Annotated in this window: 10 protein-coding genes; 2 read left to right on the forward strand and 8 right to left on the reverse strand. The window is 66.8% G+C overall.

Annotated features, from left to right (window positions below; all coding sequences use genetic code 11):
• Positions 1–2,096: autotransporter domain-containing protein (locus tag AC07R1_RS07385; protein ID WP_495110353.1), on the forward strand; the 2,096-nt coding region annotated here is incomplete at its 5' end.
• A 139-nt stretch (positions 2,097–2,235) separates the two neighbouring features.
• Here the strand turns inward: AC07R1_RS07385 and AC07R1_RS07390 are convergent.
• From AC07R1_RS07390 to AC07R1_RS07425, 8 genes are all read right to left on the reverse strand, one after another.
• Complete coding sequence (locus tag AC07R1_RS07390; protein WP_011061801.1) at positions 2,236–3,648, reverse strand: aspartate aminotransferase family protein; 1,413 nt, start codon at positions 3,646–3,648, stop codon at positions 2,236–2,238.
• A 2-nt stretch (positions 3,649–3,650) separates the two neighbouring features.
• Entirely contained in the window at positions 3,651–5,099 is a 1,449-nt protein-coding gene (locus AC07R1_RS07395; RefSeq protein ID WP_011061802.1) for an APC family permease, read from the reverse strand.
• Between the two features lie 93 nt (positions 5,100–5,192).
• Complete coding sequence (locus AC07R1_RS07400; protein ID WP_495110354.1) at positions 5,193–6,683, reverse strand: aldehyde dehydrogenase; 1,491 nt, start codon at positions 6,681–6,683, stop codon at positions 5,193–5,195.
• 230 nt (positions 6,684–6,913) lie between these two features.
• On the reverse strand, positions 6,914–8,077 hold the full coding sequence (argE, locus tag AC07R1_RS07405) for an acetylornithine deacetylase (RefSeq protein ID WP_065364273.1): 1,164 nt from the start codon (positions 8,075–8,077) through the stop codon (positions 6,914–6,916).
• Positions 8,070–8,747, reverse strand: a complete 678-nt coding sequence (locus AC07R1_RS07410) for a DUF1028 domain-containing protein (protein WP_011061805.1) — start codon at positions 8,745–8,747, stop codon at positions 8,070–8,072. Before AC07R1_RS07410 ends, argE begins: the two co-directional genes overlap by 8 nt.
• Before the next feature lie 70 nt (positions 8,748–8,817).
• On the reverse strand, positions 8,818–9,228 hold the full coding sequence (locus tag AC07R1_RS07415; protein ID WP_011061806.1) for a RidA family protein: 411 nt from the start codon (positions 9,226–9,228) through the stop codon (positions 8,818–8,820).
• Positions 9,228–10,544 carry a flavin-containing monooxygenase gene (locus tag AC07R1_RS07420; protein ID WP_015635985.1) on the reverse strand — a complete coding sequence of 439 codons (1,317 nt, stop codon included), beginning with the start codon at positions 10,542–10,544 and terminating at the stop codon, positions 9,228–9,230. The genes AC07R1_RS07415 and AC07R1_RS07420 overlap by 1 nt, the downstream gene beginning before the upstream one ends.
• A gap of 238 nt (positions 10,545–10,782) precedes the next feature.
• Positions 10,783–12,678 carry an acyl-CoA synthetase gene (locus tag AC07R1_RS07425; RefSeq protein WP_401018031.1) on the reverse strand — a complete coding sequence of 632 codons (1,896 nt, stop codon included), beginning with the start codon at positions 12,676–12,678 and terminating at the stop codon, positions 10,783–10,785.
• A 103-nt stretch (positions 12,679–12,781) separates the two neighbouring features.
• Here AC07R1_RS07425 and AC07R1_RS07430 point away from each other — a divergent pair, with 103 nt between their 5' ends.
• Positions 12,782–13,801 carry an AraC family transcriptional regulator gene (locus AC07R1_RS07430; RefSeq protein WP_011061809.1) on the forward strand — a complete coding sequence of 340 codons (1,020 nt, stop codon included), beginning with the start codon at positions 12,782–12,784 and terminating at the stop codon, positions 13,799–13,801.
• The last annotated feature ends 73 nt before the right edge of the window (positions 13,802–13,874 follow it).

Raw genomic sequence — 13,874 nt, forward strand, 5'->3', positions numbered from 1 at the left:
CCTACAGCTACAGCATCACATCCGGCAGCCTGCCGACCGGCCTCAGCCTGAACACCGGCACCGGTGCGATCAGCGGCATACCAAGCGCCGCTGGCACCTTCAACCTGACCATCACCGCCACCGATACCAACGGCGCCACCGGGTCCCAGGCCTACTCGATCACCATCAATATTCAGGCACCGGTTGCCAGCGCCGTCAGCGCCACGGTCGCGGCCAACAGCAGCGCCAACCCGATCCCTCTGAGCCTCAGTGGCGGCGCCGCCACCAGCGTCGCCGTGGCCAGCGCCGCCAGCCACGGGACTGCCACGGCCAGCGGCACCAGCATCAGCTACACGCCTGCCGCAGGCTTCTCCGGCGCCGACAGTTTCACCTACACCGCCACCAACGCCAGCGGCACTTCCAGCCCGGCCACGGTGACCATCACCGTCAGCGCGCCCAGCCTGGTACTGACCCCGGCGTCCCTGGGGGCCGGCACGGCAGGCAGCCCCTACAGCGCAACTCTCAGCGCCACCGGTGGCACCGTTCCCTACAGCTACAGCATCACCAGCGGTAGCCTGCCGACGGGCCTGAACCTGAACACTGCCAGCGGTCTGATCAGCGGTACGCCGATTACCAGCGGCAGCAGCAACCTGGTCATCACCGCCACCGATGCCAACGGTGCCACGGGCTCACAGGCCTATTCGATCACCATCGCTGCCGTGGCGATCACCGTGCCCGCCTCCAGCCAGATCCTCGCAGCGGGCCAGTCGGCCACCGTCGACCTGACCCAGGGCGCCACCGGCGGCCCGTTCACCCACGCCACCCTGGGCACGGTGACCCCGGCCTCGGCCGGCCGGGCGATGATGATGGGCCCCTTCTCGATGCGCTTCGTGCCATCGGCGGCCTTCGCCGGTACGGCGGTCGTCAGCTTCAGCCTGCACAACCTCAGCGGTTCCAGCGCCTCCAGCACCATGAGCTTCATCATCCAGACCCGTGCGGACCCGACCAGGGACGCCGAGGTCATCGGCCTGCTCAACGCCCAGACCCGCGCCGCGGAACGCTTTGCCAGTACCCAGATGGACAACTTCAACCAGCGTATGGAGCAGCTGCACCAGATGCGCTGCGACCGCAATTCGTTCAACGCCAGCTTGCGCAAGGACGGCAGCAACGTACCGCTGGGCGAGGTCGCCAAGGTGGTCAAGGAACAACTGGGAGATTCGGCCCACCAGACCGAGCAGGAAAAACGCGAGGCCGCCGCTGCCGCGCAGGACAACTGCAAGCAGGATGACCTGGCGTTCTGGAGCGACGGTTTCGTCAACACCGGCTCGACCCACGCCCGTGGCGCCCAGGGCAACAGTTTCACCACCCTGGGCCTGAGCGCCGGCGTCGACTATCGGCTGTCGCCCACGCTGATCGCCGGTGTCGGGATCGGCTACGGCAACGACCGCAGCGAGATCGGCAGCAACAAGACCCGCAGCGATGCGGACGCCATCGGCATCGCCACCTACCTGAGCCTGAACCTGGCGCCCCAGGTGTTTGTCGACGGCCTGCTGGGCTACAACCGCATCAGCTTCGACTCGCGTCGCTACATCACGGGCAGTAACGACGACTATGCCCGTGGCTCGCGCGATGCCGACCAGTTGTTCGCCTCGCTGACCGCCAGCTACGAGTACCGCCAGGGACCACTGTCGCTGACCCCCTACAGCCGCTTGAACGCCAGCGTCACACGCCTGGACGCCTTCAGTGAAAAAGGCGGAGGCATCTACGGGCTTTCCTATGAAGAACAAAACCAGCAGAACTTCACCTCCTACCTGGGCCTGCGCACCGGCTACGACCTGATGACCCGGGTCGGCGTGCTCACCCCCAAGGTCGGCCTGGCCTGGGGTCACAACTTCAGTAACAGCAGCGACTACAAGATGCGCTACACCGACCAGGGCGATGAAGGCCTTCTCTACCGGCTCAAGCCCGACGCCCTGGACCGCGACTTCGCCAGCCTGGACATGGGTGTTGACTTCAACCTCGGGCGTGCCTGGCAAATGGGCTTCTCCTATAAGACCGCGCTGGGTTCGGATGAACGCAACGACAGCCTGCGCATCGGTTTGAACGGGAAGTTCTAGAGGCTGACCACAGGCTAACGCCCCATCACCGGGGCATGCAGAAGGAAATGCTTCCCCTGCCGAGTGACAGGCAAAAAAAGCCGCCGCAGCCAGGCTGCGGCGGGTGATGCCACTCAAGGGAGACGGGTCTGTGTCGCGCTTAGCTGCTCGGCAGGGTACCGGCCTCGATTTCCCCGGCGGTGCGTTCCACTGCGCGGCGGGTCTTGTCCACCAGTTCGTCAATGTCGCCACGGCTGGCCACCAGGGCCGGGGCCATGATCATCCGCCCGAAGGTCGAGCGAATGATCACCCCCTCTTCGAAGCCCAGGGTGCGGCAGCGCCAGGCGATGTCGTTCTCGTTGGCGAAACGCTTGCGGCTGGCCTTGTCCTCGGCGAACTGCAACGCCGCCACCAGCCCGGTGCCCTGGATCTCGCCGATCAGCGGGTGGTTGCCGAACACTTCCCTCAGGCACTGCTGCAGGTAGGGGCCGGTATCGTTCTTGACCTGGCTCACCACCCCTTCATCGCGCAGGGCCTTGAGGTTGGCGATGGCTACGGCCGCTGCCACCGGGTGCCCGGAATAGGTCAGGCCGTGGGCGAACACCCCGCCCTGCTCCACCAGTACCTGGGCAATGCGCTTGCTCAGCACCAGCCCGCCCATGGGGATGTAGCCGGAGGTCAGGCCCTTGGCGATGGACAGGGTGTCGGGCTCGAAACCGAAATGCTGGTGGGCGAACCATTCGCCGGTGCGGCCGAAACCACCGATCACTTCGTCGGCGCACAGCAGCACGTCGTACTGGCGGCAGATGCGCTGGATTTGTGGCCAGTAGCTTTCCGGCGGGAAGATCATGCCGCCCGCGCCCTGGAACGGCTCGGCGATGAAACCGGCGACGTTCTCGGCCCCCAGTTCGAGGATCTTCTCCTCCAGCTGGCGGGCGCAGCGCAAGCCGAACTCGGCGGGTGTCAGGTTGCCTTCGTGGGCGAACCAGTAAGGCTCGTCGATATGCGCCACGTCCGGGATCAACCCGCCCATGTCGTGCATGAACTTCATTCCGCCCAGGGCCGTGGCCGCCAGGGTCGAGCCGTGGTAGCCATTCCAGCGGCCGATCATCACCTTCTTCTGCGGCTGGCCGAGGATCTGCCAGTAGCGGCGCACGCTGCGGATCAGCACCTCGTTGGCCTCGGAACCGGAGTTGGTGTAGATGGCGTGGCTGTAGTGCCCGGGCAGCAGGCTGAACAGCAACTCGGACAGCTCCACCACCGCCGGGTGGGTGGTGTGGAAGAACATGTTGTAGTACGGCAATTGCTCCAGCTGGGCGCTGGCGGCAGCGGCCAGGTCCTTGCGGCCATAGCCCAGGTTGGTGCACCACAGGCCGGACATGCCGTCCAGGTAGCGCTTGCCGTCGTTGTCCCACAGGTGCAGGCCCTCACCGCGGACGATCACCCGCGGGCCCTCGGCGTTCAGCGCCTTCTGGTCGAGGAAGGCATGGATATGGTGCGCGGCATCGGCGGCCTGGTAATCCTGGGTGCTGCGGGGCGCGGCCGGCTGCGGCTGTTGGTTGGAGGTGCTCATGGTCATTCTCCTGCACGGTAGGCGGGTTCAAGGGAAGGTTGGGTTGCCAGGGTCGGTTCGCCGGGCAGCAGCGGTTCGGGAACGAACAGCGGCTTGCGCATCACCAGCTTGATCCAGACCACGGCGATCAGCGAAATCACCCCCAGCACCACGCCGGCACTGCCGAAGATCCGCGCGGTCATCTCGGGGGATGGGGAAACGTGGTAGATCGCAAACAGCATGCCGACGATACCCAGCACCTGGGGCCAGGGGTAGAACGGCGAGCGGAACGGCCGTGGCGCATCGGGGTAGCGGCGGCGCAGGGCGATCACGTCGATGTGCACGACGATATAGGCCAGCAGCCACGCCAGGGCGGCGGCCAACAGCAGCAGGCTGATGGAATCCGGGTCCTGGCCCAGCAGCAGGATCGGCAGCCCGGTCAGCGCCGCCACGAACAGCACCGCCACCCAGGGCGTACGGCCACGGGGGCTCAAGCGCTTGAACTGGGGAAAGGCCTGGCCGTTCTGGGCCATGCCGTAGAGCATCCGCGGCAGCGCCGCCAGGGACGAGTTGACCGTGCTGCAGGTGGCAGTGATCACCGCCCCCACCAGGAACAGCTTGCCGGCCTCGCCGAACACCGTGGTGGCGAACAGGAAATGCGGCAGCGGATCGCTGGCCAGTTGCGCCCGCGGCACACAGAGCAAGGCACCCAGGCAATAGAGGGTAATCACCAGGAAGATCACGCTCAGGCCGATGATCATCGAACGCGGGATATTGCGCTCCGGGTTGCGGGTTTCCTCCACCAGCGGGCAGACGAACTCGGCACCGACAAAGCCCCAGATGGCCATGGCCGCCAGCGCCAGGGCGCCGACTTGCAAGGGGTTCCAGCCCTGGTCCAGGGGCAGTTGCAGGTCGGCCTGGGCACTGCTCACGGCGCCCAGGCCCAGGGTCAGCAGGATCACCACCATCACCACCGCCAGCACCGTCTGCAGCTTGGCAAAGACGTCGATGCCCAACAGGTTGAGCAAGGTGAACACCCCGAGTACCCCATAGGCCACCAGCATCGGCGGCAACGCGCCGGGGTAGACCTTGCCGATGATCAGGTCCAGAAGCAGCAGCTCCGCGGACAGGGCGAACATCGCCACCACCATGTAGCCGGAGAAGGTCGCGAGGATCGCCGGGAAATGCCCGATGGCCACCTCGGTGTAGCTGCTCAGGCTGCCGGCCCGGGGCACCATCAGCGCCAGTTCGGAAAACGACAGGGCATAGGTCAGGGCCAGCAGGTAGGCCAGCAGCAGCGGGATGAAGAAGCCCAGCCCGGCCATCCCCGCCCCTTGCAGCATCAGCACCATCACCCCCTGGGACACCACCAGGCCGACAGCCACCGAGACCAGTGAACCCAGGCCCAGGACCCGGCGCAGGCCGCCCTTGCTGGTGGGGCTCAAGGCCCCCGTGGAGAGATTTGCAGTCATGGCACGCACTCCGTTCTTATTGTTGTTGTGGGCCTGCCGCCGGGGCGGCAGGTGCAGCGGCGCCAGCCCGGCGCCGCAGAGGGTTCACAGCGCTCAGCGCAGCTGGAACCAGGTGGTTTTCAGTTGGGTGTACTTGTCGAAGGCATGCCGCGACAGGTCGCGACCGAACCCCGACTGCCGGCCACCGCCAAACGGCACGGTGACGTCCAGGGCATCCACGGTGTTGACCGACACCGTGCCGGCCCGCAAGCGCCCGGCGACCCGGTGGGCGCGGTTGAGGTCGTCGCTCCACAGCGAGGCGGCCAGGCCGTAGACGCTGTCATTGGCCAGCGCAATGGCCTGTTCCTCGTCGTCGAACGGCGTCACCGCCAGCACCGGGCCGAACACTTCTTCCCGGGCGATGGCCATCGCCGGGCCCACGCCGGTGAGGATGGTCGGCTCGATGTAGTTGTCGCTGCCATCGATGCTCAGTTGCCGGCCACCACAGGCCAGTTGCGCACCCTGCTCCCGGGCCACCGCGATATGCCCCATGACGCTGGCGGTCTGGCGCGCGTCGACCATGGCCCCGGCACGGCTGGCCGGGTCCAGCGGGTTGCCCGGCCGCCAGTCCCGGGCCTTGGCCTTGAGGCGTTCCACGAACTGTTCATGGATGCTGCGCTGCACCAGCAGCCGCGAGTTGGCGGAACACACCTCGCCCTGGTTGAAGAAGATGCCGAAGGCGGCCTTCTCTGCGGCCAGGTCCAGGTCCTGGCAGTCGTCGAACACCAGGTTCGGGCTCTTGCCACCGCATTCGAGCCAGACCTGCTTGAGGTTGGACTGCGCCGAATACTGCATGAAGAACTTGCCCACCTCGGTGGAGCCGGTGAACACCAGGCAATCCACATCCGGGTGCAGGCCCAGGGCCCGTCCGGCTTCGCTGCCCAGGCCCGGCACCACGTTGAGCACGCCTTCCGGCAAACCGGCCTCCAGGGCCAGTTCGGCCAGGCGCAGCGCCGAGAACGGCGACTGCTCGGCGGGCTTGAGCACCACCGAGTTGCCCACCGCCAGGGCCGGCGCCAGCTTCCAGGCGGCCATGTCCAGGGGGAAGTTCCAGGGCACCACCGCGCCGATCACCCCCAGGGGCACGCGGCTGATGCTGGCGTGGCTGTTGCGGGCGCCGGGGGCCACCTGATCGTAGAGCTTGTCGATGCTTTCGGCGTACCAGGCGAAGACATTGGCCGCGCCGGGCACGTCGATGTTCCAGGCGTCCATCACCGGCTTGCCCATGTTCAGGCTGTCCAGCAGGGCCAGTTCCTCGCGGTGGGCCAGCATCAGTTCGGCCAGGCGCAGCAGGACCTTCTTGCGCTCCACCGGGGCCATGCGCGCCCAGGGCCCGTGCTCGAAGGCCCGGCGCGCGGCGGCCACCGTCAGGTCCACCTCGGCTGCGCCACAGGCGCTGACCCGGGCCAGCACCTGGCGGGTGGCCGGGTTGATGGCATCGAAGGTAGCGCCGGATTCGGCGGACAACCGCTGGCCGCCGATCAGCGCCTGGTCAATGAATGTTTGTCGGGCAGCCCGCTGCTGCCAGTAACCGAGATCGAACACGCTGCATTCCCTCATCGGCCGTTGCGACGGCCTGCTGGTTATTGGGTCCAGAGCGATGGTGCGTCACAGCGGGCCAGAGGAAAAATACTAAAAATATGTTCGAGTCCCATGAAAAAGCTCTGCAACCAGACGGCCTGGCGCCCCACGCAAAACGCCGCCATCCGGAGGTCCGGATGGCGGCGAATGGGCACTGTCCCACGGCGAGGGAGCCTGGGTTGAGCACATCCGGTTCAGGCCGGGTGCTCCAGCCAGTCGCCCAGGCGCAGCAACAGGGCGTCGCAGGCGTGCAGTTGCTCAAGGCTGATGAACTCGTCCGGCTTGTGGCCCTGGTCCATGCTGCCCGGGCCGCAGACCACCGTGGGAATCCCGGCCTGGTGGAACAGCCCGCCCTCGGTGCCGAAGGCCACGGTGCCGAACTCCCGCGAGCCGCTGAGCAGCGCCAGCAGGTCGGCGGCCTCGCTGTCGGCAGCGGTGGCCAGCCCCGGGTAGGCACTCAGAGGTTGCAGGGCGATCCCGGTGTCGGCCTGCACCGCCTGCATCTGCGGCAGCAGCTGGTCCCGGGCATAGCCTTGCAACTGGTCCACCACCGCCTGGGCGTCATAGCCCGGCAGGGTGCGCACCTCGAAATCGAACTGGCACTCGGCCGGCACAATGTTCAGGGCCCGACCGCCCTGGATGGTGCCGGTCTGCACCGTGGAGAACGGCGGATCGAAACGTGGGTCGTGGTGCTCGGGTTGCGCCAAGCGGCTGCCGATCTCCCCCAGCTTGCCGATCAGCCGCGCCGCGTACTCGATGGCATTGACCCCATAGGGCGCATAGGCGGAATGGCAGGCCGCGCCGCGCACCTGGCAGCGCATGGCCAGCTTGCCCTTGTGGCCGAGCACCGGGCGCAGCTCGGTGGGCTCGCCGATCAGGCACAGCAGCGGTTTGTGCGGCCGCTGCTGCATTCGCTCAAGCATCGGCCGCACCCCCAGGCACCCCACCTCCTCGTCATAGGAAAAGGCCAGGTGCACCGGCAGCCGCAAGCGGCGCCGGGTCAGGCCCGGCACCGCAGCCAGCACCGAGGCGATGAAACCTTTCATGTCGGCGGTACCGCGGCCGTACAGGCGCCCTTCGCGCTCGCTGAGGACAAAGGGCTCGACACTCCAGGCCTGGCCGTCCACCGGCACCACGTCGGTGTGGCCGGACAGCACCACACCGCCACGATCCTCGGGGCCGATGCTGGCAAACAGGTTGGCCTTGGTCCGCTCCGGGTTGTAGATCAGCTCGCTGTGCACGCCATGGCTGGCCAGGTAATCGCGGATGAAGCCGATCAGCTCCAGGTTGGAGTCGCGGCTGACCGTGGCAAAGCCCACCAGCCGCGCCAACAACTCGCGGCTCGATTGTTCACTCATTGCCCGGCACTCCGTAGCTGGGCGCCGCCGTCGGGTCCAGGGCGCGGGTCAGGTAGTCCTGCATCTGCGGCCGGTAGGCCTGCCACAGGCCGGCGAGCTGGCCGATGGGGTCGGCGTCGGCCCAGTCCACCCGCAAGTCGACGATGGGCCAGGTCAGGTCGTCCACCACGCTCAGCGCCGCCGAATGCACCGGCCCCGCCTCGCCCCCCGCCGCCATCGCTGCCTGCATCGCCGCCAGCAGGCGCTCCACCAGCATGCCCGGGGTGTTTTCAAAGGCCTGGACCATGGCCTCGATCACCTGCGGGCCTGCCAGCAGGTTGCCGGCCGCCACGCACTGCTCCCCCGCCACCGCGTTGTGCTGGCCCAGGGCTTCCTGGCCGCTGAACAACGCGGTGCGGCCCTGGCTGTCGATCACCGTGACCTGGCGATACTGGCTCCAGCCGTTGCTGCCCAGGGCCCGGTCCAGGGCGCTGGCCGGGTCGAGCTTCTGGCCCTCCAGCAGGTCGAGGATCTGCGGGCCCAGGGCCGGCAAGGTGACGTTCTGGGTCGCCACCGCGCCCACTCCGGCCCGCACCCAGGGGCAGCGCGCGCCCACGGCGATGCTGGAAGAACTGATGGCGATGCCCAGCTGGCCGGTTTCGGCGCAGCGTCCAACGATGGAAAAAGTCATGCAAACTCCCTGGCCCACAGGGCCTTGTGGCAAGCGCGGCACAAGGCCGCCGGAACCTTCGGCAACCCCCTCACTCGGGGATCACCGCGATCACGTCGATCTCCATCAGCCACTGCGGCTGGCCGAGGGCCGAGACCACCAGCCCGGTGGAGATCGGGAACACCCCCTTGAGCCACTTGCCTACCTCCTGGTAGACCGGCTCGCGGTAGCGCGGGTCGGTGAGATAGGTGGTGGTCTTGACGATGTGGCTCAGATCGCTGCCGGCCTCTTCCAGCAGTTGCTTGACGTTTTTCATCGCCTGCTCGGCCTGGGCCCGCGGGTCGCCGAGGCCGACCAGCCGGCCGTCGAAGTCGGTGCCGACCTGGCCGCGCACATACACCGTGTTGCCGGCGCGCACGGCCTGGCACAGGTCGTTGTCCAGGGACTGGTTGGGGTAGGTGTCCTTGGTGTTGAACATGCGGATGCGAGTATGAGTAGGCATCAGTGGGCTCCCACGGGGCTGAGGTTGAGGGCCGGTGCTTCGGCGGTAGCCGCCGGCGGCCGGGCGTCGCTGTAGGCCTGGTACTTGCGCTGGGTGGCGATGTGGTCGGCGACATGCTTGGCGTCGTGCCACACCCCCCAGATAAACGACGAGCCACGGCGCGACAGCCAGGGCAGGCCGAGGAAGTAGACCCCCGGCTCGCGGGACACGCCGCGCTGGTGCAGGGGCTTGCCCTGTTCGCTGAAGGTGTCGACCTGCAGCCAGGAAAAGTCCACGGCGTAGCCGGTGGCCCAGATGATCGAGGTGATGCCGGCCTGTTGCAGGTCGAGTTCGAGGATCGGCTGCTTGACGCAGTCCGGGTCCGGCAGGCGCCGGCGGGCTTCGGGCTCCAGGGGCAGGTCGAGGCCGTTGCGGGCGATGTAGGCATCCGCCGCGTCCAGCAATGCCAGGTAGTTCTCGTCGCCCCGGGCCAGGTTGTCCAGCAGGTCGGCCTGGAAGGTCACGTGCTCGCCGGCAAAGGCCTTGGTCAGCCCCACCAGGGTGATGCCCTGGTGCGCCAGGGCGCGGAAGTCGATGGTCTGGCCGCCGCGGGCGCCGCTGACGGCAATGGTCACGTGCTCGCGCCCCGGCTTGGCGATCTCGGCGTCCCACTCTCCCAGCACCCCGAGCCACCAGCAGAAATCCCGGTTGCGATAGGAGCGCGGTGGCCGGTCGTGGGCCCCCACCGACAGATAGACCCGGCGCCCCGCACGCTGCAGCTCATCGGCGATCTGCACCCCGGACGACCCCGCGCCCACCACCAGCACCGCGCCCTCGGGCAGTTGCTGCGGGTTGCGGTACTCGGCGGAGTGGATCTGCGTCAGCCGGTCATTGGCCGGGGCAATCGGCGGGATCACCGGACGCTGGAACGGCCCGGTGGCGGCCACCACCCGTTGGGCCTGGATCAGCCCTTCGGAGGTTTCCACGGTGAAGCCCGGGCGGCCGACATTGCGCAGTACCTTGCGCACTTCCACGCCGGTGCGGATCGGCGCATTGAACTTGCGCGCATAGGCTTCGAAATAGTCCGCCACCTGGTCCTTGGCCGGGAAGGCATCGGCGGCGACATCGAATTCCATCCCGGGAAAGCGGTCGTGCCAGGCCGGCCCGTTGGCCACCAGGGAATCCCAGCGCCCGGTGCGCCAGGCCTCGGCCACTCGGCTGCGCTCCAGCACCAGGTGCGGCACCCCGAGCTTGCTCAGGTGCTCGCTCATGGCCACGCCGGCCTGGCCTGCGCCCACCACCAGGGTGTCCACTTGTATGGGTTGTTCTACGGTCATGTCTGTGTCCTTCTGCGAGACGAATGGCGCCGGCCGGAAGGCTGGGCGCACGCTGTTCAGAACCCGGGGGTAAGTCGGATGCCACAGATGGTGCGACAGACGCCTGCGAAGGAAAAATATTAAAAATGTGCTCGCTGGATAAGAAAAAGCGAGGCAGCGCGCGAGCATGCGAAGCGTGCAACTTCACAACACCGGCGCTGCATCGCAAGCACTCGGGCCCGCGGCCTGGAGCCCAGGCTCAGCTTCGCTCACTGACAAAGGTGTAGCGGCTCAGAGCCTCGGCCAGTCGCGAGGTTTCATCTGCGCAGCGATAGCTCGCCACCAGGCCTTGCCTGGCGCTCTGCACCACCCTCACCTCTTGCAGCTCGATGGCCAGCAAGGCGGCTTCCTGGCGTATGACTGTCTCGATTTCAGCCATGACCAGCGCGGGCTTGAAAATCTTGCCCACTCCGGTGACGGGTAGCGCGTCGGCCAGGATGATCGCCTTGGGCACCGCTGCGCGCTCGCTGATATGCCGCGTCGCGTAGTCCAGCAACTGGGCGCTGCTGATGGCACTCCCGGCGCGCACCTGCACATAGGCCACCGGTACTTCCCCAGCGTGCGCGTCGGGCCGGCCCACCGCTGCACACAACGCCACATCGGGGTGCGTGGCCAGCACCTCCTCGATGTATTTGGGCTCAATGTTGTGCCCCCCGCGGATGATCAGTTCCTTCTTGCGCCCGGTGAGCCAGAAGTAACCTTCGGCATCGCAGCGCCCAAGGTCCCCGGTGTTGAACCAGCGCTGTTCGGACACACCGTCGAGGGCGACAGTATCGAACCACGCCCCCTGATCATGGGCGCTGTCCAGATAGCCGATGAAGACATTGGGACCGCTGATGCAGATCGCCCCCACCTCATCGACTTGCGCATCACGCAACCAGGCACCTCGCTCATCGAGGATCATCACCCGCATGTCCTGCCAGGGTAGGCGCAGGCCGACCGAGCCAATGCGCGACTCACCACGCGCCGGATTGACCGACGACGCGCAAGTGCCCTCGGTCAAGCCATAGCCTTCGAGAATGCGCTGGCCTGTCTGTTGCTCGAACTTGCGCAGCAAGTCCCTGGGCATCGGCGCCGCGCCGCAGATCGCCACCGTCAGCGAGCTTGTGTCATGCCCCGCGCAGGGCACCTGCAACAGGCCGGCGTAGACCGTGGGCACAGCTGAATAGCTGCTGACCTGATGGGTTTCGACTATCTCCCAGAACCGCGGCATGAATCCCGGCGTGCGAAACCCCGCCGGTGGTGCCAGCAGCACATGACCGCCCTGGGCAAATGCCGCCAGGCCACAACCGATCAGCGCATTGACGTGAAACAGCGGTAACGCGGTCAGCACGGTGCGTCCTGGCCGCAGGACCGGCGCGCCGATCACCGCATCCAGTTGCCCGCAGAAGATCACTTCATTGCGCTGGCTGTGACGGGCAATTTTCGGCAAGCCGGTGGTGCCGCCGGTGCAATAGTAGGCCGCCACGTCGTTCAGGCCCGGCGGGGCAAACCGCAGGCGCTCGCCTGGCTCGAGGGCCAGTTCGGCGAAAAAATCCAGGACCGGCACCCCGGCCACTTCAGCGGGCAGCGGCGCGCTCTGCCCATGGCCCGGCAGGTGCCGCATCGGGTCGACAGCCAATACGCCTTGCAGGCCGGGCAAGCGGGCAATCGCGCCCTCGACCCGCTGCCAGATCTGCGCATCCGGCTCGGGGCCTACCGTGACTATCCAGCGGACCTTGGCCGTCGCCAGCAGCTCGGCCATCTGCGTGCCGTCCAGCAAGACGTTGACCGCAAAGGCGATACCCGCGGTCTGCGCGCCCCACATGGCGATATGGGTTTGCGGCAAGTTCGGCAGGATCAGCGCAACCACGTCGCCCCGCCGTACCCCCAAGCGCTCGAACAGGTTGGCTGCGCGAGTGATGTCCGCCAGCAGTTGGGCGTATGTCCAGCGCACCGGCCGCGCATGATCCTCGACCCGCAGAAAGAAGCTCAGGGCCGGGGCCTGTGGCCATTGGCTCGCGCTGCGTTCGATCAACGCATAGGTGTTGTTGATATCGGCAAAGGGCTGAGGACCCGCCTCGATCTGCAGAACGTCCTGATAGTCGCAAAGCATTTCCAAGACCTCCAATCATGAATTTTCTTGACTTGAGATGCTGGCATGAGGCGAATTAGGTTACTTGGCATTTGATAACAAGAATTTGGCATTCGGGAACAAAATGAACCGTCCCCCCTTGTTTGTCAGGGCCCCTGCCCTGACCGGCTTCACCCGACTGGTCAGCGAGCATGGCGGTGACGCCCAGGCCCTGCTGGCCCGTGTCGGCATGACCCAGGCCCAGCTCGACGACGCCCATTTCAGCCTGCCCCTGGAGAAGGTCGCGCAGTTGCTGGAGATCACCTCGCAGGCCTTGTCGCTGGCGGATTTCGGCGCTCGCCTGGCGAACCTGCAGGACGTCTCCATCCTCGGGCCGCTGGCCCTCATCGTGCTCCACGCCAGCCACCTGGCCGATGCCCTGGAACGGGTCGCTCGCTACATGCCCTACCACTCCCCCGGGCTGAACCTGCGCCTGAGCGTCGAGGGCCAATATGCCGCCTGGCACCTGCAGCATGACCTGAGTGTAAGCAGGCTGGGCGACCGGCAATTGAGCGAGCTGGTCCATGGCATTGCCCTGGCTTTCCTGCGCCGGGTTACCCACCACACCGGCAAGCAATGGCAAATCAATTTCAGGCATGACAGCCCCCTCGACGCCAAGGCCTATCGCGCCCTGTATGGCTGCCGGGTACGCATCAACCAGGCTGAAAACGCCCTGCTCTTTCCCGCCAGCTTGCTCAGTACCCCGCTGGCCAGCGCCAGCCCGGCAATGCTTGAGACCACCGAGCGCATTGTCCGCCGCCTGATCCAGAGCCACCCCCTGGACCTGGGCCGCCAGGTGGAAATACTGGTGGAGCGCCTGCTGGTGACGGGCAACTGCACGCTGCCGGTCCTGGCCGGACAACTGGGCATGCCCCGGCATATGCTCCAGCGCCGCCTGCTAGCCCAAGGCTTGCGCGTGGAGGAGATCATCGATGACTTGCGCCGCAAGCGCCTTGAGTCGCTGCTGCCCCACCCGCAGATCGCCCTGACCGAAGTGGCGTTCCTGTTGGGCTACGGCGACCCCAGCTCGCTGACCCGCGCCTGCTATCGCTGGTTCGGCCAGAGCCCCAGCGCATGTCGCCAAAGGCACCTGGCGCAACCTTAGGCTCTGTACGAAAACTACCTGTGCTTCGATCAGACTGCGTTGAAGACAGGCTCGGCATGCTCATTCAGGCCGC

The sequence above is a fragment of the Pseudomonas sp. GW821-FHT07F01 genome (assembly GCF_059418825.1).

Coding starts and splice junctions, on each gene's coding strand:
- AC07R1_RS07430 (WP_011061809.1), top strand. CDS start 12,782: ATGAACCGTCCCCCCTTGTTTGTCAGGGCCCCTGCCCTGACCGGCTTC.
- AC07R1_RS07395 (WP_011061802.1), bottom strand. CDS start 5,099: ATGACTGCAAATCTCTCCACGGGGGCCTTGAGCCCCACCAGCAAGGGC.
- AC07R1_RS07420 (WP_015635985.1), bottom strand. CDS start 10,544: ATGACCGTAGAACAACCCATACAAGTGGACACCCTGGTGGTGGGCGCA.
- argE (WP_065364273.1), bottom strand. CDS start 8,077: ATGAGTGAACAATCGAGCCGCGAGTTGTTGGCGCGGCTGGTGGGCTTT.
- AC07R1_RS07425 (WP_401018031.1), bottom strand. CDS start 12,678: ATGCTTTGCGACTATCAGGACGTTCTGCAGATCGAGGCGGGTCCTCAG.
- AC07R1_RS07390 (WP_011061801.1), bottom strand. CDS start 3,648: ATGAGCACCTCCAACCAACAGCCGCAGCCGGCCGCGCCCCGCAGCACC.
- AC07R1_RS07410 (WP_011061805.1), bottom strand. CDS start 8,747: ATGACTTTTTCCATCGTTGGACGCTGCGCCGAAACCGGCCAGCTGGGC.
- AC07R1_RS07415 (WP_011061806.1), bottom strand. CDS start 9,228: ATGCCTACTCATACTCGCATCCGCATGTTCAACACCAAGGACACCTAC.